This window comes from Micromonospora sp. B006, from assembly GCF_003408515.1.
Classification (GTDB): Bacteria; Actinomycetota; Actinomycetes; order Mycobacteriales; family Micromonosporaceae; genus Micromonospora; species Micromonospora echinospora_A.
In genome coordinates, this window is sequence record NZ_CP030865.1 from 2,287,754 (window position 1) to 2,307,984 (window position 20,231).

The following is a 20,231-nucleotide window of genomic DNA, read 5'->3' on the forward strand; positions in this document are numbered from 1 at the left end:
CGAAGTCTATCCGGCGGCGTCGGCGCGGGCCGCGCCGTCGAGGGTGTAGCGGCGCTGCAGCAGCACCGCGACCACCATCACGGCGGCCGGCAGCAGCCCGAAGCCGTAACGCAGCGCGTCCAGCGCGGCCGGGGACTGGGTCACGCTCTGCCCGGCGGTCGAGGCCACGAACCCGCCGGCGGTCAGGCACAGCGCGTACGCGTACGGGCCGAGCGCCGCGCCGGTGGCCTCGGTGGCGGTCCACACCCCGGTGTACGTGCCGGCCCGCTCGGCGCCGCCTCCCGCGCGGATCACGTCGGGCAGCATGGAGAACGGCAGCAACTGCATGCCGGCGAACGCCACCCCGAGCACCGCCACGGCGGCCACCAGCACGGGCAGTCCGGCGGGACGGCCGATCGCCAGCACGAGCGACCCGGCGGCGAACGCGGCCTGCGCGGCGAGCAGGGCTCGTTGCTTGCCGATCCGCCGGGCCACGGTCAGCCAGAGCGGAGTCACCAGCAGCGCGGGCGCGACGAACGCGGCCACCAGCACTGTGGTGAGTCCGGGGCGGCCCAGCTCGTACTCGGCGTAGTAGGGCACCCCGGCGAGTACCAGGTGGGTGGTGGTGGACATGGCCAGGTACGCGCCGACCAGCCAGCGGAACTGCCGGTCCCGCAGGCTCGCCGTCAGCGCCCGCCACCCGCCCGGGCCGTGCGGGGTGACCGCGTCGGCGGCGGTGCGGCGCAACCGGCCGATCCCGGCGACGCCGACCAGCATCGCGGCGAGCATCCCGGCCGCCAGCACCACGCCCATCAGCAGGTAACCGTCCCGGGTGGCGTCGTCGCCGCCGGCCAGCAGCGGCGCGAGCAGCCCGGAGACCAGGATGCCGAGCGTCAGCACCACCATCCGGAACGCCATCAGCCGGGTCCGCTCGTGGTAGCCGATCCGCAGGTCCGCGGGTGTCGCCAGGTAGGGCACCTGGTACGCGGCGAACAGCAGGTTGCCGGCGACGAAGAACACCGCCACCCAGCCGGCCGCGCCGGCGCCGGTGAGGCCGCCGGGCACGGCGAACAGCGCGGCGAACGCCAGCGGCAGCGCGCACCCGGCCAGCAGCAGCCGGCGGCGGTGACCCCGGCGGGCCTGCTCGACGTCGCAGAGGTGCCCGATCCACGGGTGCAGCAGCACGTCGGCGATCTTCGGCAGCAGCAGGGTGAGCCCGGCCAGCCACGGGGCGACCGCCAGCACGTCGGTCAGGAAGTAGAGCAGCAGGAGGCCGGGCACTGTCACCCAGACGCCCATGCCGAGCGAGCCGGTGGCGAACCCGGCGAGCGGGCCGCGCGGCAGGGTGAGCGCGTCGGAGCGCTGATCCAGCCCGGTCATCGCGGCCTCCTGTTCCTCGGGGCACGCCGCCCCCAATCCAACGGTTGCTGGATTGTAGGGGGAACAATGGCCGGATGACCATGCCTCGCCGACGGCCGGGCCGGCCCCGCCGCGACGATCAGCGCCCGACCCGTGACCTGGTGCTCGCCGCCGCCACCGCGTTGTTCGCCGAGCGGGGCTTCGCCGCGGTCAGCGTCCGCGACGTCGCCGCCGCGGCCGGCGTGGACGCGGCCACCGTCGTGCACCACACGGGCACCAAGGCGCAGCTCTACGACGCCTGCTTCGCCCGGGTGTTCAGCGCCGAGCGGGAGGTCATCGAGGCAGCCGGGGAACGCGCCCGGGCGGCCCTGTCCGCCGGGCCGCACGACGCGCTGCGCGCGCTGCACGACCTGCTGGACGTGTTCGTCGACTTCCTGGAGGACCGGCCGGAGACCACAGCGCTGTGGCTGCGCCGCTGGCTGGAGCCGCAGCGGCACGGCGAGCTGGACCGCCGCTACGCCGCGCCGCTGTACGGGCTGGTCGAGGAACTGCTCGTCGCGGCGGCCGAGGCGGGCGCGCTGACCGAGCCGACGCCGCACGTGACGGTGCGCTCCCTGGTCTGGGCGGTGCACGGGCACGTGGTGGCCCTGGCGGCGGGCAGCGGCTCCGACGCGCGGGAGCGGCGGGAGTTCCGGGCGTTCGTGCACCGCTTCCTCGACGCGCTGTACGCCGGCGCCCCGCCGGACACCCGGTCTTGACGCCGGCCCGCGCTCCGGGGATTATCCATCAGTCGTTGGATTAAGGAGGCGGGTATGGCCACACCGAGGGTCGCGGTCGTCGGCGCCGGAGCCGCCGGGCTGGCCACGCTCAAGGCGCTCGCCGACGCCGGTGTCCCGGCCGTCGCGTTCGAGGCGGCGGACACGCTCGGCGGTCTCTGGGTGTACGGCGCACCCGGCTCGCCCGCGTACCGCACGCTGCACCTGAACACCAGCAAGGGGCGCACCGAGTTCGCCGACCACCCGATGCCCGCGGACTGGCCCGACTACCCCGACCACACCCGCGTCGCGGGCTACCTCGGCGACTACGCCGACCGGTTCGGGCTGCGCGAGGCGGTACGGCTGCGCCACACCGTCGAGCGGGTCACCCGCACCGGCGACGGCTGGCGGGTGCTGGCCACCGGCCCGGACGGCCCGGTCGAGGTCGACGTCGAGGCGGTGGTGGTCGCCAACGGGCACAACCGATCCCCGAAGCGACCCGAGCCGTACCCGGGCGAGTGCACGGCCGAGCAGATGCACAGCCACGACTACCGCGGCCCGGAGCAGCTCGCCGGGCGTCGGGTCCTGGTGGTCGGCGGCGGCAACTCCGCCATGGACATCGCCGTCGACGCCTCGTACGCCGCCACGACCACGCTGCTGTCGCTGCGACGCGGCGTCTGGGTGGTGCCCAAGTACCTGCTCGGCCGCCCGTCGGACACGCTCAACGGCGCGCTGGCCCGCCGGCTGCCCTGGCGGCTGCGGCAGCGGATCAGCCAGACCATGATCACCACTGCCGTCGGCCCGCCCACCCGGTACGGGCTGCCCGCCCCGGCGCACGGCTTCCTCCAGGACCACCCGACGCTGTCCGACGCGCTGCTGTCCCGGCTCACCCACGGCGACGTCCAGGCCCGGCCCGGCATCGCCCGCTTCGACGGCGACCGGGTCGAGTTCACCGACGGCCGCCACGACGAGATCGACCTGGTCGTCTGGTGCACCGGCTACCGGGTGGAGGTGCCGTTCCTCGACCCGGCGCTGCTCGGCGACGGCCCCGACCGGCTGCCGCTGTACCGGCACGTGTTCCACCTGGACGCCCCCGGGCTGGCGTTCGTCGGTCTCATGCAGTCCACCGGCGCCGCGTTCCCGCTGGTGGAGGCGCAGGCCCGGCTGGTCGCCGCGCGGCTGGCCGGCACGTGGGCGCCACCGGATCCGGCGGGGCAGGCCGCCGCCTGCCGCGCCGAGCTGCGTGCCGCCACCGCCCGGTGGGGGCAGCGCCGGCCACACATGCGCGTCGACTTCGACGTCTATCTGGCCGAGCTGGGCCGCGAACTGGCCGCCGGCCGGCGCCGTGCGGGAGCGGCACGATGAGCGCGCCGGTACGGATCCCGGCTGTCCGCCGGCGGCGCGCCGGAGCGGCACGATGAGCGCGGCAGGCCGGAACCCGGCCGCCGGCCCGCAGCGAACCGGAACCGGCGTGGTCCACGGGCTCGCCGGACGGCGGGTGCTCGTCACCGGCGCGCGCGGCACGTTCGGGCAGCACCTGGGCGCGGCGCTCACCGCCGTCGGCGCCCACGTGGTCGGGCTGGACCTGCACGCCGACCCCGACGCCACGCCGCCGGTGCTCGGCGTCGACCTGACCGACCCGGCCGCGACGCCACCGGCCGTGGCCGCCGCGATCGACCGGCTCGGCGGCCTCGACCTGCTGATCAACAACGCCGGCGTGGGCGGGCCCGCCCCGGCCGAGCTGCCGCCGGACGAGGTGGTGCGCCGCCAGATCGAGGTGAACCTGCTCGCCGCCTGGCGTACCACCGCCGCCGCGATGCCCGCCCTGGAGGCCGCCCGCGGCCGGGTGATCTTCGTGGCCAGCCGGATGGCGGTGCTGCCGCTGCCGCTCGCCGCCGCGTACGGGGTGAGCAAGCGGGCGCTCGTCGCGTACGCCGACGCGCTGCGCCACGAGGTCGGCACCCACGTGGGCGTCAGCGTCGTCTATCCCAGCATGGTCGCCTCCCCGATCCACGACAGCACTGTGGCGGCCGGGCTGTCGCTGAGCGGGGTGTCCCGGCCGGAACCCGTCGACGGGGTGGTCGCGGCGATCCTGCACGCCGCGACCGCCCGGCGCGCACCACGGGACGTGGCCACCACCCGGCGCGGCCGGATCGAGATGGCGCTGGCCCGGCACGCCCCGGCGCTGGCCGACCGGATGGTGCGCCGTACCGTCGCCGGCAGGCTGGCCGCCGGTGACCTGGACGGTGCGGCGCTGGCCGAGGGCATGGTCCGGCGGCACCGGCAGGCCCGCGGGTAGCGTGCTCGCCATGGCCGTCTCGCCCTACATCGCCCGGCTGCGCGGCCACGTCGGCCACGACCTGCTCATGCTGTACGGCGTCAGCGGCGTGGTCACCGACGACGAGGGACGGGTGCTGCTGGCCCGCCGGGGCGACAACGGCCACTGGTCGGTTCCGGCCGGCACCGTCGACCCGGGTGAGCAGCCCGCCGACGCGCTGGTGCGCGAGGTCCACGAGGAGACCGGCGTGAAGGTGGCGATCGACCGGCTGGCCGGTGTCGCCACCCATCCGGTGGTCTATCCCAACGGCGACGCCTGCGAATACCTGAACATCTGGTTCCGCTGCCGGGCGATCGGCGGGGCGCCGACGGCCGACGGTGACGAGTCGCTGGCGGTGGCCTGGTTCGCCCCGGACGCGCTGCCCGCCCTGGACGACTGGGCCCGGCTGCGGATCGGCACCGCGCTGACCGACGACGCCCCGCCGTGGTTCACCGCGCCGGGGGAGACCCACCCGGCGCTGCACCAGCCCGACAGCCTCTAGCCGAACACCACCTCGCACGGCCGGCCCGGAACCAGGTCCACCGCACGGCGGTTCCCGGGCGCGTGCACTACTACGCGCTGCGCCACCGGCGACACCAGCCGCGCCCGTACCTGGCCCGGCGCCCAGGTCAGCTCCTCGACGGTGACCCGGCCCCGGCCGGTGACGCCGCGCAGTGTTCCCGTCGGCAGACCCGGCAACGGTGCGGGCAGCAGCCGCAGCACCCCGGGGCGGGACTGCACGAGCGACTCGATCAGCACCGCCGGCAGCGCGTGCGCGGCGTCGGCGTTGTAGGTGGTCCGGCCCGGGTTGTGCGCGCTCATCAGCGACCGGAAGAACATGTCCGCGCCGAGGATCTTGCCCAGGTTCGCCGCGACCAGTCCGCCGTCGCGCAGCCGCGCCGCCGCGAGCGCCCGGTGCAGGCTGCCGTGTGCGGAACCGTCCTCGTCGCCGCGCAGCGTCAGCGCCCGGTGCGCGGCGACGGCCAGCTCCGGGGTGTCGTCCCTGTTGATCTCGTCCAGCGGCCACACCGGATACAGGTGGCTGACGTGCCGGTGCTCCTCGACGCCGGTGCTGCCGGGCCACGCCCACTCGGCGAGCGCGCCACGCCCGTCCACCAGGTAGCCGGGCAGCAGTACCCCGGCCCACCTGTCGTCGCCTGTCACTTCGGCGGCCAGCCGCAGCGCGTGGCGGGCGGCGGCGACGTCCATGGTGGCGTTGATCGCCACAGGCGCGGTGCGGCCGGTGTCGTCGTACGGGCCGGTCTCCGGCGAGTACGACGGCAGCAGCGCGGGCTGCCCGTCCACGTCGGTGAGCACGTCGGCGAAGAAGTCCGCCACCTCGGCCAGCCACCCGGCCACCTCGCCCAGCGGCTCACCGGTGACCAGATGATGCTCGTGCAGCGGGTGCAGCAGCCAGTCCGCCCCGGCCAGCCACGCGGTGAACGGCCAGTCCGGGTGGACGTGGAACAGGTGCCCGTGCTCGCCGTCGGTGCGGCTGGGCGCGAGCAGCCCGCGTGCCCCGTACACGGCCCGGGCGTTGGCGCGCCAGTGGTCCACCTGCGCGGCGACCAGCCGGGCGTGCGCGGCTGTCACCTCCGGCAGCGCACCCACGTTCGCGCCCGCGAGTTGCAGGTTCAGGTTCGCGTCGGTGGTGAAGTCACCGGCCCACGCCGCGTCCCAGGAGCCCAGCCACAGCCCGGTCAGCCGGGGCGGCAGCACTCCGCTGGCGCTGAACAGCAGGTACCGGCCGGAGTGGAACAGCCGCTCCAGCAGCGCCGGGTCCAGCCGGTGCGGCGCGGCGGTCTGCCGGGCCAGCAGCTCACCCACCGGCAGCGCCTGGTCGGCGCCGGGCACGCCGAGGTCCAGGCTCACCCGGGTGTACGGGCCGCGATGGCGGGGCAGGTGCCGGGCCAGCAGCTCGTCGTAGTGCCCGGCAAGCGCCGTGAGCCGCCGCTCCGAGTCCCGGGTACGCCAGGGCGGCTCCTCGGGCCGGTCCACGACCGTGGTGAGCAGCGCCGGTCCGCGTACCCGCACCCGGTCGCCGTCGACGCTCACGTCGCCGCGCAGCAGCGTCAACCCCTCGAACCCGTACGCCCCGCCCGCCTCCGGGTAGCGGACGCGGACCCGCAGGAACACCAGCCGGTCGCGGCGGTACGCGGCGTGCTCGTAGACCACGCCGGAGGGCCGGCCGGGCAGCTCACCGGTCGCACCGACCACGCAGTCGCCCTGGTCGAGGTGCAGCACCGCCACGCCGTCGGCGCGGGAGGCGAAGCAGCGCCGCCGCCCGCCCGACCACCGCACCGTCACCTCCCCGGTGGTGAAGTCGGTGTCGCGCCGGTAGTCGCGTACCGGGCCGGGCGGCGCGTCGACGGTGAGCGCGTACCCGGGGTGGAACGACTGGGTCCACTGCAGCTCTCGGCCGCCGGTCAGCAGCCGGGCGGCCTCGGCCCGTCGCCCGGCGAGCACCAGCGCGCGGATGTCCGGCATCGGCGCGGCCAGCTCGGGCGCGCGGGCGTGCCGGGTGCCGTTCGGCAGGACGAGCCGGTGGTGGTTCACCACGATCCGCTCCGTGTGCGGCTGCCCGTGGACCATGAGGCCCAGTTCGCCGTTGCCGGTGAGGAACGCGTCGGTCCAGTCGGCTGCCGGTGCGGTGTCGTGGATGCGGTGCGCTGTCACCGGCCGGCGCTGGTGTCCCGCACGACCAGGCGCGGTTCCAGCAGCGTCACCTCCGGCACCGCCTCGTCGCTCAGCCGCCGCATCAGCAGCGCCACCGCCTGGCGGCCCACCTCCTCGGCGGGCACCGGTACGCAGGTGAGCGCGGACTGCTCGGCCAGCTCGTCCGGGCAGATCGCGACCACCGACACGTCGCGCGGCACCCGGCGGCCCAGCAGCGGCAGCGTGGCCAGCACCGGGCCGACAGCCGACTCGTTCTGCACCACCAGGCCGCTGACATCCGGGTGGTCGGCGAACAGCGCCTCCAGGTCGCGGCGCACCGCGGCAGGTCCCTCCTCGCAGGAGCGGGTCACCGCGTCGACGCCGAGCAGCTCGGCCGCGGCGCGTACCCCGGCGCGGGTGCGGTGGGCGAACCCGGTGCCCCTGTCGTAGACGGCGGCGGGCGCGCCGAGCAGCGCGATCCGCCGGTGCCCGGCGGCGGCCAGGTGTTCCACGCACAGCTCACCGGCGCGCCGGAAGTCGAGGTCCACGCAGGCCAGGCCGGTGCTGTCGGCCGGGTGCCCGATCAGCACGCCGGGTAGTGCCAGCTCCCGCAGCAGCGGCACCCGGGAGTCCTCCAGCTCGACGTCCATCAGCAGGACGCCGTCGACGAGCGCGCTGCCGGCGATGCGGTGCAGCCCGGCCGGGCCCTCGTCGGCGGTGACCAGCAGCACGTCGTGGTCGTAGCGGCGGGCCGTGGTGACCACGGCGGTGGCGAAGCGCATCACGACCGGGACCTGCATGCCGGTACGCAACGGCAGCACCAGCGCGATCACGTTGGCCCGGCGACTGGCCAGGGCGCGCGCCCCGGCGTGCGGGTGGTAGCCCAGCGCGCGGATGCTCGCCAGCACCCGTCCCCGGGTGGTCGCCGAGATGGTGCGTTTGCCGCTGAGCACGTACGACACGGTGCTGGCGGCCACCCCGGCGTGCCGGGCCACGTCGGCGATGGTGACCTGCTCGCCGGGGACGCGCCCGCTCACCGGGCGGCTCCGCAGCTGCGGTCGGCCGGCTCGGCGGTGGCGTCGCCTCCGGTCACGGTGAGCGCGCCGACGAGCCGGATGTCGCGCGCGGACCGGCCGACCAGCACCGAATGGGTGGCGTCCTCCACCACCATCGCGGCGCGGGTCTCGTCCCACCAGGTCAGGTCGGCGGTACGCAGGCGCATCGTCACCCGGGCGGCGCAGCCCGGGTCGAGGGTGACGCGGGCGAAGTCGCGCAACTGCCGCAGCGGCTGCTTGACCCGGGAGCGCCGCTGCCGGGTGTAGAGCTGCACCACCTCGGTGCCCGGGCGGCGGCCCGTGTTGGTGACCTCGACGCTCACCTCCACCTCCTCGCCGGCACGCGCCGCGACGGTGCTCAACCGTAGGTCAGCGTAGTCGAACGCGGCGTAGCTGAGCCCGTGCCCGAACGGGTACAGCGGCTCACCCCGGTGGTAGAGGTAGGTGGTGTCGGCGCCGATGACGTCGTAGTCGAGCAGGTCGGGCAGTTCGGCCGTGTCGGCGTACCAGGTCTGGGTGAGCCGCCCGCCCGGGTCGGCGGCGCCGAGCAGCACGTCGGCCAGCCCGTTGCCGTGCTCCTGTCCACCGTGGGCGCTCCACAGCACCGCCGGCAGGTGCTCCTGCGCCCAGCCGACCGCGTACGGGTAGCTGCTGGTCAGCGCCAGCACGGTACGCGGGTTCGCGGCGTGCACCGCGCGCAGCAGTTCCTCCTGGCCGGTGGGCAGCGCCAGGTCGGCCCGGTCCTCGGTCTCGCGGCCGTTGACCATCGGGTGGTTGCCGAGCACCACCACCGCCACGTCGGCGGCGGCTGCGAGCGCGGCGGCATCGGCGGCCCCGTCGGCGCGCAGCGTCACGGTGAACACGGCCGGATCACCGGTGGTCACGCTCAGGGTCCCGTCCAGGGCGACGCCGACGTGCCGTCCGGTGGCCAGGTGGTGCAGCAGCGCCGTGCCGTCGGCCCGGTGGTCCAGGCGGAACGTCTCGCGTACCACCCAGCCGCCAGGTCCGTCGCGGTCGGCCACCAGGGCCCCGGCATCGTCGGCGCCGACGTACCGGCCGGCGTCGACGGCGCGCAGCGCCACCACGTCCTGTCCCCAGTCGACCACCTCGAACTCGGCCGCGGTGTCGCCGAGCGCCAGCGGGCCGTCGCCGTCGAGGCGTACCGCCCGGTCGCCGACGTGCAGCGTGATCCGGTCGTTGCCCGGGTGGGTGGTCACCTCGGGCAGCCGTCCGAGCAGCCCGGCGTACGCGCTGATCGTGTACGGCGGGGTGCCGCTGTACCAGTCGGTGAGCACGGTGTCGGCGAGCGGGCCGAGCACGGCGACGCGGGTGCCGGGGCGCAGCGGCAGCAGGCCGTCGTTGCGCAGCAGCACGACCGACTGGCGGGCGGCCTCGCGGGCGAGTTCCCGGTGGGCGAGGCTGTCGAGCGTGTGGGGCGGCACGTCGTCGTGGGGATCCGGGTCCAGGTCGCCCAGGCGCGACCGCACGGACAGGATCCGCCGCACCGCCCGGTCCACGTGGGAGGGCTCGATGAGCCCACGGGCCAGCGCTTCGGTGAGCCGTTCCACTGTGGGGGCGCTGTCCTCGTCGTCCTCGGTGAAGCTGTCGATCCCGGCGCGCAGCGCGGCGGAGAACCCGGCCACGTGGTCGGGCAGGTACTCCTGCACGCCGGCGATGTTGCCCACCGCCCCGGCGTCGCCGACCACCATGATGTCGTCGTCGGCGTAGCCGCGCAGCTCGCCCTCGATGAGCGGGCTCAGGTGCGCCGGCACGCCGTCGACCAGGTTGTACGACGCCATCACCGCGACCGCCGCGCCGGCGGCGAGCGGGGCGCGGAACGCGGGCAGCTCGTACTCGTGCAGCACCCGGGGCGGCAGGTCGCTGGAGGTGGTGGCCCGGTCGGTCTCGTTGTTGTAGCCGAGGAAGTGCTTGAGCGTCGGCGCGGTCCGCAGCCGGATCGGGTGGTCGCCGCGCAGCCCGAGCGCGTACGCGGTGGCGAGCCGCCCGGTCAGCCACGGGTCCTCGGACCAGCCTTCCTCGTTGCGTCCCCAGCGGGGGTCGCGCAGCGGGTTGACCACCGGCGCCCACACGTTGAGGCCGACCCGGACCGGGTCCGCCCGGTGCTTGACCCGCACCTCGTCGCCGACGGCGGCCCCGACCGCCCGGATCAGGTCCGGGTTCCAGCTCGCGGCCAGGCCGACCGCCTGCGGGAAGACGGTGGCCGTGCCGAGCCACGCGACGCCGTGCAGCGCCTCGGTACCGGTGCGGAACGCGCGCAGGCCGAGCCGGGGCACCGGCGCCTGCCACTGGTGCAGCAGGCCGAGCTTCTCCGGCAGCGTGAGCCGGGCCAGCAGGTCGTCGGGACGGTGGGGGACGGGGTCGGTCATGGTGGGCGCCTCCGGTCGGCGTACGTGCCGCCGCTCAGCCGTCGAAGCGCTTCGACGACCGTGCCGGTGACGGGGCGGCGCGTACGCGAAAAGGGGTGGTGGTCGGTGTCGGCAGGGTCGGCCCGGAGCGGTGGTGAAGCGCTTCGACAACCGCCGAAAAACACGCCGCTCTCAGGGTTGCCCGGTCCCGGAACGCGGCGATACCGAGGTTGACACTTCCGGCCGGTGCGGTCAAGGGGTCACACGGCGGGCAGGCGTCCCGCCTCCACTGTGGCCAGCGCCGCGGTGGCCCCGCCCAGCGCGCCGGCCGCGGACCCGAGCGTGCTGGCCTCCAGCCGCACACCCGGTGGGACCGGTGCCCGGGCCGCGAGTTCGGCGTGGGCGGCCGGCAGCAGCCACGGCGCGAGCGCCGCCAGGTGCCCGCCGACCACCACCACGTCCGGGTCGAGCAGCCCGGCGAGCACCGACACCGCCTGGCCGAGCAGCCGGCCGATCTCGGTGAGCCCGGTCCGCGCCGGCTCGTCCCCGGCCCGGGCGAGCGCCTGGATCCGTTCGATCTCCGGCAGGTGGTCGGTGACCGGGCCGGCGTCCGGCAGCAGGCGGCCGATCACCGCGTCCACGCCGAGCAGCGCGGTGAGGCAGCCGCGCCGCCCGCAGACGCAGGGCGGACCGTCAGCGGCCAGTGGCAGGTGCCCGACGTCGCCGGCGAAGCCCCGGCCGCCGCGCAGCAGCCGCCCGCCGCTGATCAGGCCCGCGCCGATCACCGGGCCGCCGGTGAGGTGTACCAGGTCGGCCGTGCCGGCGTACGGGCCGTGCCGCTGCTCGGCCAGGACGGCGAGGTTGGCCTCGGTGTCGACGGCGACCGGGAAGCCGGGGTCGCGCAGCGCGCGGCGCACCGACGCGGCCAGCGGCACGCCGCGCCAGCCCAGCGTGGGGGCCACCGGCACGTCGCCGTCTGGGTTCACCAGCCCCGGTACGGCCACTGTCAGGCCGAGCACCGTGCGGTCCGCGCCGATCCGGGTGACGGCGCGCCGGGTCAGCGCGGCTAGCGCCTTCACCGTCTCCTCGGGGCCGGCGGTGGCGGCGGGGAACGCGCGCCGCCAGGTGAGCACCGGGTCGCCGTCCAGCCCGGCGGCGACCGCGACCAGCTCGTCCGCGCCGACGCGCAGCCCGAGCCCGACGTAGCGGGCGCCGTCGAGGACGAGCATGGTGGCCGGGCGGCCCACCCGGTTCTCGGTCAGCCCGGTCTCGCGCAGCAGCCCGTGTTCGATCAGCTCGCCGACCAGGCTGGAGACGGTGGCCTTGTTCAGCCCGGTGTGGGCGGCGACGTCGGCGCGGGAGCAGGGGGCGTGCCGGCGGACGTGCCGGAGCACCACTGCCCGGTTCGTCACCCGCACGTCGCCGAGGTCGGCCGTCGGCCGGTCGATGCTGATCACGTACTGCCCGCCTCCTGCGCCCGGCCATGGGTTCGGCTAAAGCTTAAACTAAATAGGCGCGATCCCGGCCGGGTGGGCCCGGCCGGCGAACCACGGCACGAACGGCGTGACCGGGATCGACTCGCCGTCGAGCACCACCCGGCGCGGCGGGTCCGTACCGACCACGCTCACCCGCCGCACGTCCAGCGGCCCGTCCACGCGGACGCGCAGCGTGTCGCCGTCGCGTACGGCGGTGATCGTGGTGTCGCCGTCGGGGTCACGCACCACGCTCACGCCGTCGACGCCGCCCCAGGCCACCAGCGTGACGTCCCGGAACGGGCCGGTCCCGACCGTCGGCGCGGGCGCCACAGTGGGGATCAGGGCGCCGTGCCGCACGTACAGCGGCAGCCGGTCCAGCGGCACGCCGACCCGCAGGTGCCGTCCGCCGGTGTGCCGCTGTCCGGTGTACGCGTCCAGCCAGTCCTCGCCGGTCGGCAGGTAGACCGCGCGTTCGCCGGACGGGTCGAGCACCGGCGCCACCAGCAGGTCCGAGCCGAGGCGGTACTGGAGGTCGGTGGTCCAGGCGGCCGGGTCGTCCGGGGTGTCCACGAGCAGCGCGCGCATCATCGGGCTGCCGCTGCGGGCACTGTCCACCGCAGCCGACCAGAGGTACGGCAGCAGCCGGTAGCGCAGCCGCAGCGCGTCCACCGCGTGCCGTTGCGCCTCGGGCGGGAACTCCCACGGCAGGCGGCTGGTGGTGCCGTGCAGCCGTACCAGCGGCGAGAGCGCGCCGAACTGGGTCCAGCGCACGTACAGGTCCGGTTCGGGGGTGCCGTGGAAGCCGCCGGTGTCGTGGCTCCAGAACGGCACCCCGGACAGCCCGTGGGACAGGCCGCCGCGCAGCGTGCTGGCCATGCCGGGCCAGGTGGCGTTGACGTCGCCGCTCCACTGGGCGCTGTGCCGCTGCCCGCCCAGGTACGACGAGCGCGCCCACACCGTGCGGTGCCCGGCCACCTCCTCGGTGACGTCGGCGACGACGTCGTTGAACATCAGCGCGTACACGTTGTGCAGTTCGACGCCGGTCATGCCGTTGTGCGCCACGGCGTCGGCGGGCACGCCCTCGGCGAAGTCGGTCTTGAACACCGCGACGCCCTGGGCGAGCAGCGGGCGCAGCAGGTCCTGGAACCAGCGCACCGCGGCCGGGTCGGTCAGGTCCACGATGGCGCATTCGGGGTAGCTGCCGTGCCAGGTGTCGGCGACGTACGTGCTTCCGTCCGGGCGGCGCAGGAAGTAGCCGGCGGCCTCGGCCTCGGCGTAGAGCGGGCTGCCGGTCATCAGGTACGGGTTCATCCACAGGCACACCCGGAAGCCCTGCTCGGTGAGGTCCTTGAGCATGCCGTCCGGGTCGGGGAAGGCGTCGGCGTCCCAGCGCAGGTCCGACCAGTGCCCGGCGACCTGCCAGTAGCAGTCCAGGTGCAGCACGTCGCAGGGGATGTCGTCCTCGCGGATGCGCCGGGCCCGTTCCAGCACGCGCTGCTGGCTGTCCGGGAAGAAGCCGGAGGAGATCCAGGCGCCGAACGCCCACCTCGGCGGCAGGTACGGCCGTCCGGTCAGCGCGTCGAGCCGGTCGAGCACCTGCGCCGGGGTGGGTCCGGCGAGCACGTAGTAGTCGAGCAGGTCGTCCGGGACGAGGATCTGCACGCTGCTGTGGGTGCTGGCGCAGACGTCGAACTGCACCGGCAGCCCGCTGTCGACCAGGACGCCGTAACCCCTGTCGGACAGGTAGAACGGCACGTTCTTGTGCGACCGGTCGGACTCGCCGCCGAAGGCGTCGAAGTTCCACATCAGCGGTCGCTGGCCGCGCTTGTCCAGCGGGGTGAACTTCTCGCCGAAGCCGACGAACCGTTCGTCGCCGGGCGCGACGAAGCTCTCGTGCCAGGCGGCCGGCTCCCCGTCGACAGTGGAGCGGCCGAGCGGCAGTGTGCGGCGGCGACCGCTGATGTCGCGGGTGCCGGTGTCGGAGGCCAGCAGCAGCCGTCCGTCGGGGGTGCGGAACCGCAGTCCCCACGGGTCCAGGCTCAGCTCGGCGACCACGCCACCGGCCGCTACCCGGACCCGCCCGTCGGTGACGGTCACGGTGGCCGGGTGGCGTTGCGGGTGGACCAGTGTCAGTGCCCGCGCGGAACGGCTGCGTACCGAGGGGTCGTCGGCGAGGCGTACCCGGATGATCCCGTCCCCGGCGGCCTCGACGCGCGCGACGAGGGTGCGGCCGGACGCGCAGGTCGCGGTGAGCGTGACCCCGTGCGCGTCGGTAGCGGCCACCTCGGCCCGCAGCACGTCGTCGGCGCCCTCCTCGCCGGGGGCGCGGACCGGCAGATCGGGCGGGTCGGCCACGAACGTCTCGTACGGGACCAGCGGCGGGCGGTACGGCATGGGCGTCTCCTCGCGGCGTCCACGGGCGGTCCCGCCAGTTTCTTTGGAATCCCAACTAACTGTCAATGATCGACGGCATTGACTTTCCGTCTCACCTGTTCCTACTTTGGCCAGGATGACAACTAAAGCGCCGTGGAGCGACGGGCCGCTCTGCTACGGCGGCGACTGGAACCCGGAGCAGTGGCCGCCGCACGTGTGGCGCGAGGACATCGCCCTGATGCGGGATGCCGGGGTCAACCTGGTCACCGTCGGCGTGTTCGCCTGGTCGCGGCTCGAACCCGAACCCGGCCGCCACACGCTCGACTGGCTCGACCGCATTCTGGACCTGCTGCACCCCGCCGGCATCCGGGCCGCGCTGGCCACCCCCACCGCGTCGCCGCCGCCGTGGTTCTCGCTGCGCCACCCGGACGCGCTGCCGGTCACCGCCGACGGCGTACGCCTGACCCACGGCAGCCGCGACACCTACTGCGCCGCCGCACCCGCGTACCGCGACGCCGCCCGCAGCATCGCCGGGGTGCTGGCCACCCGGTACGCGGACCACCCGGCGCTCGCGCTGTGGCACGTGCACAACGAGTACGGCACCACCTGCCACTGCCCGCACGCCGAGGCGGCGTTCCGCCGCTGGCTCACCGGCCGCTACGGCGACCTCGACGCGCTCAACGACGCCTGGGTCACCAGCTTCTGGAGCCAGCACTACACCGACTGGGCGCAGGTCGGCACGCCCCGCGCCACCCAGTACCTGGCCAACCCCGGCCAGCTGCTCGACTTCCGCCGCTTCTGGTCCGACACGCTGCTGTCCGCGTACACCGAGCAGCGGGCCCTGCTGCGGGCGGCGAACCCGGCGGTGCCGGTGACCACCAACTGCGTGCTCGGCGACTGGGTTCCCATCGACCACGCCCGCTGGGCGCGCGAGGTGGACGTGGTCACGATCGACCACTACCCGACCACGGCTGACCTGGGCGCGGAGGAACAGACCGCGTTCGCCGCCGACCTGGCCCGCGGCTGGGCCCGCCACGGCGCCGGGCACGCGGCGCCGTGGCTGCTGGCCGAGAGCGCGCCCAACCAGATCCACACCGCCGGGCGGATGCACACCAAGGAACCCGGCCGGATGACCCGGCACAGCCTCGCCCACGTGGCGCGCGGCTCGGCCGGTGTGATGTTCTTCCAGTGGCGCGCCCCGGCCGGCGGCGCGGAACGCTTCCACTCCGCAGTGGTGTCGCACGCCGGCGCCGACACCCGCGTGTTCCGCGAGGCCACCGACCTGGGCGCCGCGCTGGCCCGGCTCGCCGGGACCGCGCCGGGCCGCGTCGAGGCGAGCGTGGCCATCGCGTACGACGCGGCGAGCGGCTGGGCGCTGCGGCACCCGGGGATGCCCCGCGCCGGACTCGACCACCCCGGTGAGGCGGCCGCCGCGCACCGGGCCCTGTGGCACGCGGGCGTCGCCGCCGACGTGGTGCCGCCCGGCACCCCGCTCGACGGCGCCCGGCTGCTCGTGCTCCCGGCCCTCTACCTGGCCTCGGACGCCACGATCGACTGGGTACGCCGGCACGTCGACGCCGGCGGGCACCTGCTGGTCACCTGGCTCAGCGGTGTCGCCAACGAGCACGCGCGGGTACGCCTGGGCGGCTACCCGGGCGCGTACCGGGATCTGCTCGGCGTGCGGGTGGAGGAGTTCCACCCCCTCGCCGACGACGAAGAGGTGCCGCTGACCGGCGGCGGGACCGGCCGGATCTGGTCGGAGAGGGTGCACCTGGCCGGCGCCGAGACGGTGCGCGCGTACGCCGGGGGAGTGCTTGACGGCCGCCCGGCGATCACCCGGCGCCGGGTCGGCGACGCGTACGTCTGGTACGTCTCCACCCGCCCTGACGACGACACCTACCGGCGGCTGCTCACCGAGGCGGCCCGGCTCGCCGGTGCCACCCCGACGTGCCCGGACGCGCCCCCGGGCGTGGAGGCGGTACGCCGTCACGACACCGACGGCAGCCTGCTCTACCTGCTCAACCACACCGACCGGCCGCAGCGGGTGCCGGCTGCGGGATTCGAGCTGCTCACCGGCGCAACGGTCGACGGCGTGCTGACGGTGGCGCCGGGTGGCGTGGCGGTGGTGCGCGAGGAGCCGTCGTGACGCCGGTGTGCGCTTGTGACGAACGGGTGGGTGCGCGTACCCCGGTCAGGGGGCGGCGACGGCGGCGCGGGAGCGGTCCGCGGCGATCCGCACCGCGAGCGCCGCCAGCACCGTGCCCATGACCCACCGCTGAAGGCGCGCCCAGCCCGGCCGCCGGGTGAGGAACGCCGACACCGAACCGGCGCTCAGCACGATCAGCGCGTTCACGGTGAGCGCCACGACGATCTGGGTCAGGCCGAGCAGCAGGCTCTGCACCGCCACGTGCCCGCGCGCCGGGTCGACGAACTGCGGCAGCAGCGACACGTACAGGATGGCGATCTTCGGGTTGAGCAGGTTGGTGACCAGACCCATGGTGAACAGGCGCCGGGGCCGGTCCGGTGGCAGCGGCGTCGGGGTGAACGCCGACGTGCCGCCTGGGCGCAGCGTCCGCCAGGCCAGCCACAGCAGGTACGCCGCGCCGGCCAGCTTCACTGCCGTGTACAGCGGCGGGACCAGTACGAACACGGTGGCGATGCCGGCCACCGCGGCGGCCAGGTAGACCAGGAAGCCGACTGCCACGCCGAGCAGTGACACCAGCCCGGCCCGCCGGCCCTGGGTCACCGAACGGGACACCAGGTAGACCATGTTCGGCCCGGGCGTGAGCACCAGGCCGAGCGCCACCAGGGCGATTCCCATGACCGCGCCGACAGTTACCACGTCGCCTCCCCGTTGCCGACCGTGAACCGGACCCTACGCCCGTTCCCGCCCCGGGCGAGGCCCGGAACCGTGGCCCGGACCGGTGACCCGCGACACTTCCGCGCCGGTTCCGGGGATCCCGGCGAGCGGGCACAACGGTGATACTTGGCCGCATGTCGCTCGTGCTGTCCGCGCCGGCCACCCCGACCGCGCCCGGCCTGCTGTTGCGCCCGTGGCGCGACGGTGACGTCGACGCGCTGATCGAGGCGTACCGGGACCCGGTGCTGCGCGCCTGGACCAGCTACCCGGTGACCGGTCCGGCGGAGGCGCGGGCGTTCCTGCGCCGCAGCCGGCAGGGCTGGGCCGCCGCCGACCGGTTCAGCTTCGCCGTGCTGGAGGGGGAGCGGCTGGTGGCCTGCGTGGTGCTCAAGGGGGTACGCCCGGGACGTCCGGCCGCCGAGGTCGGCTACTGGACGGCCGCGCCGGCACGCGGCCGGGGTGTCGCGCCGCGGGCCGTGGAGGCGGTCACCGGGTGGGCGTTCGCCCGGTTCGCCGCCACCGGCCTGACCCATCTGGAGCTGCTGCACCAGGTCGACAACCCGGCGTCCTGCCGGGTCGCGGAGAAGAGCGGGTACGCCTTCGCCGAAGTCCTGCCGGCCCGCCCGCCGTACCCGCGCGACGGCCACCGCCACGTCCGCCACCTGCCCTGACGTTGGCCTGCTCGGCCGCTACTCTCCCCGGCCGAGCAGGCGCAGGAGCAGCCGTAGCTCGCCCGGCCACGCGTCGAGCAGCACCTGCCGGGGCATCTGCCGGGCGGCGTAACGCAACGCGAGCGCCACCACCACGATGTCGTCCAGCGGCCCGATCACCGGCAGGAACTCCGGGATCAGGTCGATCGGGCTGGCCACCCAGAGCCCGGCGACCACTATCGCGACCCGGGCGCGGCGGGGCACCCGCGGGTCACGGCGCAGCCGACGCACCGCAGTCACGCAGTCGGGCAGGAACGCGGCCAGGTCGCGCAGGATCCCCGGCGGCAGGCGCCGTGCCAGCAGCACCAGCACCGCCCAGCTCACGACCAGGCAGGCCGTCGCCACAGCGAGGCCGATCAGCCAGTTGCGCACGCCGACACCCCCTTTCCGGGGGGACGCTACGCGGAGGCCCGCGCGGGAACAGCCCGGCCCCGCGCAACGCTGACTCTTGTCGGACGGCGGCGGCTACCGTGGGTACGGGAGGTGACGGCGGTGACGACAGCCTGGGAGGCCGCGGTCGAGGCGCAGATCCGCTCGGCCCAGGAACGCGGCGAGTTCGACAACCTGCCGGGCGCCGGCAAGCCCATCCCGGGGCGCGACATGCCCTACGACGAGGGCTGGTGGATCCGTAGCTTCATGGAGCGCGAGCAGATCCCGTCCGACCTGCTACTGCCCACGCCGCTCCAGTTGCGCCGCCGCATCGAACAGCTCCCGGCCGAGCTGCGTGACCTGCCCACCGAGGAGTCGGTGCGGTCGTACGTGGCCGCGCTCAACACCGAGGTGGTGGCCTGGCTGCGTACCCCGACCGGGCCGCGCGTGGTGGTCCGCCCGGTGAACGTCGAGGAGGCGGTGAGCCGCTGGCGCGCCGATCGGGAACGGGCCGCGCCGGTGGTCGTCACGACGCCGGAGCCACCCCGTGCCGCGTCGGCCCGCCCGCGCCGTCGTTGGCGCTGGTGGCGCCGCTGAGCGTTCAGGGGCGCGCCGCCTGCCAGGTCCACGAGGTGCGTCGTGGCCGGTCGTCGAGCGGCGCGCGGCCGGTCAGCCACAGCAGCACCGGCGCCGGCTCGCCGTCCGGCGCATCAGGGAACAACCGGCGTACCACAGGGGCACACAGCTCGGCGGGTGGCGACCAGTCCAGGCCGAGTCCTCGGGTCAGGTCGCCTGTGTGCAGCAGGATCTCGGCCACGCCCATCGCGGCGAAACCATCCGGGTCGCACGGGCCGAAGTGCCACGCCCGGTCGTCCGGGCTCGCCGCGTCGACGGTGGCGGCGAGGATCCCGGCCGCGGCAGCCGCGACGGTGAGCACCTCGGCCGGCGCGGCGTCGGCGCGTACCCGCAGGTCGAACGGGAGGTAGCCGCCGTCGGGCCGGGCGGACACCTGATCGGCGTACGCGACCAGGTCGTGCGCGATGTGCGCGGCGGTGGTCCAGCAGGACCAGTCCAGGTCTCCCGCGCGTACCGTCCAGTCGCGGTCGACGGCGGGCCGCAGCACGGCGGTCATCGCCGCCGCGGCGGCGCGGACGTCCGCGCCGTTCACAGTCTCCGTACCCGCAGCACGCACGTCAGCATCGGCAGCGTGAACTCGCCGTCGGCGGTCTCCGGCCGGCTCGCCAGGTACGCGCGGATGCGGTCGAGCGCCTCCATGCGTTCCCGCTCCGGCATCACCAGCATCCCCGCCCGGGTGGCGAGCGTCGCCACGAGCGAGTCGGCGGTCCGGCGCTGCCCGTGCGGGAACTGCTCCTGCTCGGGAGAGCCGAACCGGGCCTCGCCGGTCTTCGGCAGGTGCATGGTCGCCGTCGCGGCGCGCCAGCTCGCGGGCGTGTCCCGGGGGCCGATGGCGGCGCTGCCGCTGACCGCCGCGAGCCCGGCGACCCAGTCGACATGGTCGTCCACGACGTTCCACAGTCCGGCCAGGACACCGCCGGGGGAGAGGACGCGGGCGATCTCGGGCCCGGCCACGGCCATGTCGAACCAGTGCATGGCGTTTCCGGCGACCACGGCGTCGACGGAGGCGTCCGGCAGCGGGATCGCCTCGGCACTGCCGGACAGCGCCCGTACGCCTGGCAGGGCGCGGCGGAGCTCGGCGAGCATCGCCGGGTCCGGCTCCACGGCCGTCACGTCGTCGCTCACCTCGGCCAGCGTGGCGGTGAGCTTGCCGGTGCCCGCCCCGAGGTCGAGCACCCGCGCGCCGGGTGCGGGTTCGAGCGCCCACCGCAGGGCGGCCCGCGCGTAGTCGGGACGGTGTTCGGCGTACGCGGTGGCCGCCGCGCCGAACGACGAGGAGTGCCTACGTCGTGCGTCTTCGTCCATCGGGTCACCCTATCGAC

Annotated in this window: 17 protein-coding genes; 7 read left to right on the plus strand and 10 right to left on the minus strand. The window is 75.3% G+C overall.

From position 1 onward, the window contains the following. Nucleotides 1-6: 6 nt before the first annotated feature. Nucleotides 7-1,359, minus strand: coding sequence for an MFS transporter (locus MicB006_RS10905; protein WP_116505697.1), 1,353 nt, complete (start codon nucleotides 1,357-1,359; stop codon nucleotides 7-9). A gap of 80 nt (nucleotides 1,360-1,439) precedes the next feature. Here MicB006_RS10905 and MicB006_RS10910 point away from each other — a divergent pair, with 80 nt between their 5' ends. From MicB006_RS10910 to MicB006_RS10925, 4 genes are read left to right on the plus strand one after another with little or no spacing between them, the layout of a single operon-like run. Further along, nucleotides 1,440-2,096: a TetR/AcrR family transcriptional regulator gene (locus MicB006_RS10910; protein ID WP_116511344.1), complete on the plus strand. Its 657-nt coding sequence runs from the start codon at nucleotides 1,440-1,442 to the stop codon at nucleotides 2,094-2,096. A 54-nt stretch (nucleotides 2,097-2,150) separates the two neighbouring features. Continuing rightward, entirely contained in the window at nucleotides 2,151-3,458 is a 1,308-nt protein-coding gene (locus MicB006_RS10915; protein ID WP_116505699.1) for an NAD(P)/FAD-dependent oxidoreductase, read from the plus strand. A 52-nt stretch (nucleotides 3,459-3,510) separates the two neighbouring features. Beyond that, nucleotides 3,511-4,392: an SDR family oxidoreductase gene (locus tag MicB006_RS10920; protein ID WP_116511346.1), complete on the plus strand. Its 882-nt coding sequence runs from the start codon at nucleotides 3,511-3,513 to the stop codon at nucleotides 4,390-4,392. Between the two features lie 10 nt (nucleotides 4,393-4,402). Next, nucleotides 4,403-4,912 (plus strand): NUDIX domain-containing protein, encoded by a 510-nt coding sequence (locus MicB006_RS10925; protein ID WP_116511349.1) that lies wholly within the window; start codon nucleotides 4,403-4,405, stop codon nucleotides 4,910-4,912. Here the strand turns inward: MicB006_RS10925 and MicB006_RS10930 are convergent. The 5 genes from MicB006_RS10930 to MicB006_RS10950 all read right to left on the minus strand — a co-directional run bounded on the left by MicB006_RS10930 (nucleotide 4,909) and on the right by MicB006_RS10950 (nucleotide 14,355). Next, a complete protein-coding gene (locus MicB006_RS10930; protein ID WP_116505701.1) occupies nucleotides 4,909-7,086 on the minus strand; it encodes a glycoside hydrolase N-terminal domain-containing protein in 2,178 nt (725 codons plus the stop codon). The two genes, MicB006_RS10925 and MicB006_RS10930, sit on opposite strands and share 4 nt — an antisense overlap. Next, nucleotides 7,083-8,102, minus strand: coding sequence for a LacI family DNA-binding transcriptional regulator (locus MicB006_RS10935; RefSeq protein WP_116505703.1), 1,020 nt, complete (start codon nucleotides 8,100-8,102; stop codon nucleotides 7,083-7,085). Before MicB006_RS10935 ends, MicB006_RS10930 begins: the two co-directional genes overlap by 4 nt. Then, nucleotides 8,099-10,507 carry a beta-glucosidase gene (locus MicB006_RS10940; protein WP_116505705.1) on the minus strand — a complete coding sequence of 803 codons (2,409 nt, stop codon included), beginning with the start codon at nucleotides 10,505-10,507 and terminating at the stop codon, nucleotides 8,099-8,101. The genes MicB006_RS10935 and MicB006_RS10940 overlap by 4 nt, the downstream gene beginning before the upstream one ends. Nucleotides 10,508-10,746: 239 nt before the next feature. Beyond that, nucleotides 10,747-11,943 carry an ROK family transcriptional regulator gene (locus MicB006_RS10945; protein WP_116505707.1) on the minus strand — a complete coding sequence of 399 codons (1,197 nt, stop codon included), beginning with the start codon at nucleotides 11,941-11,943 and terminating at the stop codon, nucleotides 10,747-10,749. Nucleotides 11,944-11,991: 48 nt separating this feature from the next. Further along, nucleotides 11,992-14,355, minus strand: a complete 2,364-nt coding sequence (locus tag MicB006_RS10950) for a TIM-barrel domain-containing protein (protein ID WP_116505708.1) — start codon at nucleotides 14,353-14,355, stop codon at nucleotides 11,992-11,994. Between the two features lie 115 nt (nucleotides 14,356-14,470). Here MicB006_RS10950 and MicB006_RS10955 point away from each other — a divergent pair, with 115 nt between their 5' ends. After that, nucleotides 14,471-16,480 carry a beta-galactosidase gene (locus MicB006_RS10955; RefSeq protein WP_116505710.1) on the plus strand — a complete coding sequence of 670 codons (2,010 nt, stop codon included), beginning with the start codon at nucleotides 14,471-14,473 and terminating at the stop codon, nucleotides 16,478-16,480. A 45-nt stretch (nucleotides 16,481-16,525) separates the two neighbouring features. On the opposite strand, the gene MicB006_RS10960 is transcribed toward MicB006_RS10955, so the two are convergent. Beyond that, a complete protein-coding gene (locus tag MicB006_RS10960) occupies nucleotides 16,526-17,176 on the minus strand; it encodes a LysE family translocator (RefSeq protein WP_116505712.1) in 651 nt (216 codons plus the stop codon). A gap of 152 nt (nucleotides 17,177-17,328) precedes the next feature. On the opposite strand from MicB006_RS10960, the gene MicB006_RS10965 reads away from it, so the two are divergent. After that, nucleotides 17,329-17,865: a GNAT family N-acetyltransferase gene (locus MicB006_RS10965; RefSeq protein WP_116505714.1), complete on the plus strand. Its 537-nt coding sequence runs from the start codon at nucleotides 17,329-17,331 to the stop codon at nucleotides 17,863-17,865. A gap of 18 nt (nucleotides 17,866-17,883) precedes the next feature. Here the strand turns inward: MicB006_RS10965 and MicB006_RS10970 are convergent, their stop codons facing one another. Beyond that, nucleotides 17,884-18,276, minus strand: coding sequence for a YkvA family protein (locus tag MicB006_RS10970; RefSeq protein WP_116505715.1), 393 nt, complete (start codon nucleotides 18,274-18,276; stop codon nucleotides 17,884-17,886). Between the two features lie 120 nt (nucleotides 18,277-18,396). On the opposite strand from MicB006_RS10970, the gene MicB006_RS10975 reads away from it, so the two are divergent. Then, the gene (locus tag MicB006_RS10975; RefSeq protein WP_116505717.1) at nucleotides 18,397-18,870 is read left to right on the plus strand and encodes a DUF1992 domain-containing protein; all 474 of its coding nucleotides are present in this window, start codon (nucleotides 18,397-18,399) and stop codon (nucleotides 18,868-18,870) included. Between the two features lie 4 nt (nucleotides 18,871-18,874). On the opposite strand, the gene MicB006_RS10980 is transcribed toward MicB006_RS10975, so the two are convergent. Beyond that, the gene (locus MicB006_RS10980) at nucleotides 18,875-19,441 is read right to left on the minus strand and encodes a hypothetical protein (RefSeq protein WP_116505719.1); all 567 of its coding nucleotides are present in this window, start codon (nucleotides 19,439-19,441) and stop codon (nucleotides 18,875-18,877) included. After that, nucleotides 19,438-20,214 (minus strand): class I SAM-dependent methyltransferase, encoded by a 777-nt coding sequence (locus MicB006_RS10985; protein WP_116505721.1) that lies wholly within the window; start codon nucleotides 20,212-20,214, stop codon nucleotides 19,438-19,440. The genes MicB006_RS10980 and MicB006_RS10985 overlap by 4 nt, the downstream gene beginning before the upstream one ends. Nucleotides 20,215-20,231: the final 17 nt, after the last annotated feature.

What these genes read in the sequence shown, in the direction of transcription:
- MicB006_RS10915 (WP_116505699.1), top strand. Translation starts at nt 2,151, where the DNA reads ATGGCCACACCGAGGGTCGCGGTCGTCGGCGCCGGAGCCGCCGGGCTG.
- MicB006_RS10955 (WP_116505710.1), top strand. Translation starts at nt 14,471, where the DNA reads ATGACAACTAAAGCGCCGTGGAGCGACGGGCCGCTCTGCTACGGCGGC.
- MicB006_RS10965 (WP_116505714.1), top strand. Translation starts at nt 17,329, where the DNA reads ATGTCGCTCGTGCTGTCCGCGCCGGCCACCCCGACCGCGCCCGGCCTG.
- MicB006_RS10925 (WP_116511349.1), top strand. Translation starts at nt 4,403, where the DNA reads ATGGCCGTCTCGCCCTACATCGCCCGGCTGCGCGGCCACGTCGGCCAC.
- MicB006_RS10910 (WP_116511344.1), top strand. Translation starts at nt 1,440, where the DNA reads ATGCCTCGCCGACGGCCGGGCCGGCCCCGCCGCGACGATCAGCGCCCG.
- MicB006_RS10905 (WP_116505697.1), bottom strand. Translation starts at nt 1,359, where the DNA reads ATGACCGGGCTGGATCAGCGCTCCGACGCGCTCACCCTGCCGCGCGGC.
- MicB006_RS10950 (WP_116505708.1), bottom strand. Translation starts at nt 14,355, where the DNA reads ATGCCGTACCGCCCGCCGCTGGTCCCGTACGAGACGTTCGTGGCCGAC.
- MicB006_RS10985 (WP_116505721.1), bottom strand. Translation starts at nt 20,214, where the DNA reads ATGGACGAAGACGCACGACGTAGGCACTCCTCGTCGTTCGGCGCGGCG.
- MicB006_RS10920 (WP_116511346.1), top strand. Translation starts at nt 3,511, where the DNA reads ATGAGCGCGGCAGGCCGGAACCCGGCCGCCGGCCCGCAGCGAACCGGA.
- MicB006_RS10940 (WP_116505705.1), bottom strand. Translation starts at nt 10,507, where the DNA reads ATGACCGACCCCGTCCCCCACCGTCCCGACGACCTGCTGGCCCGGCTC.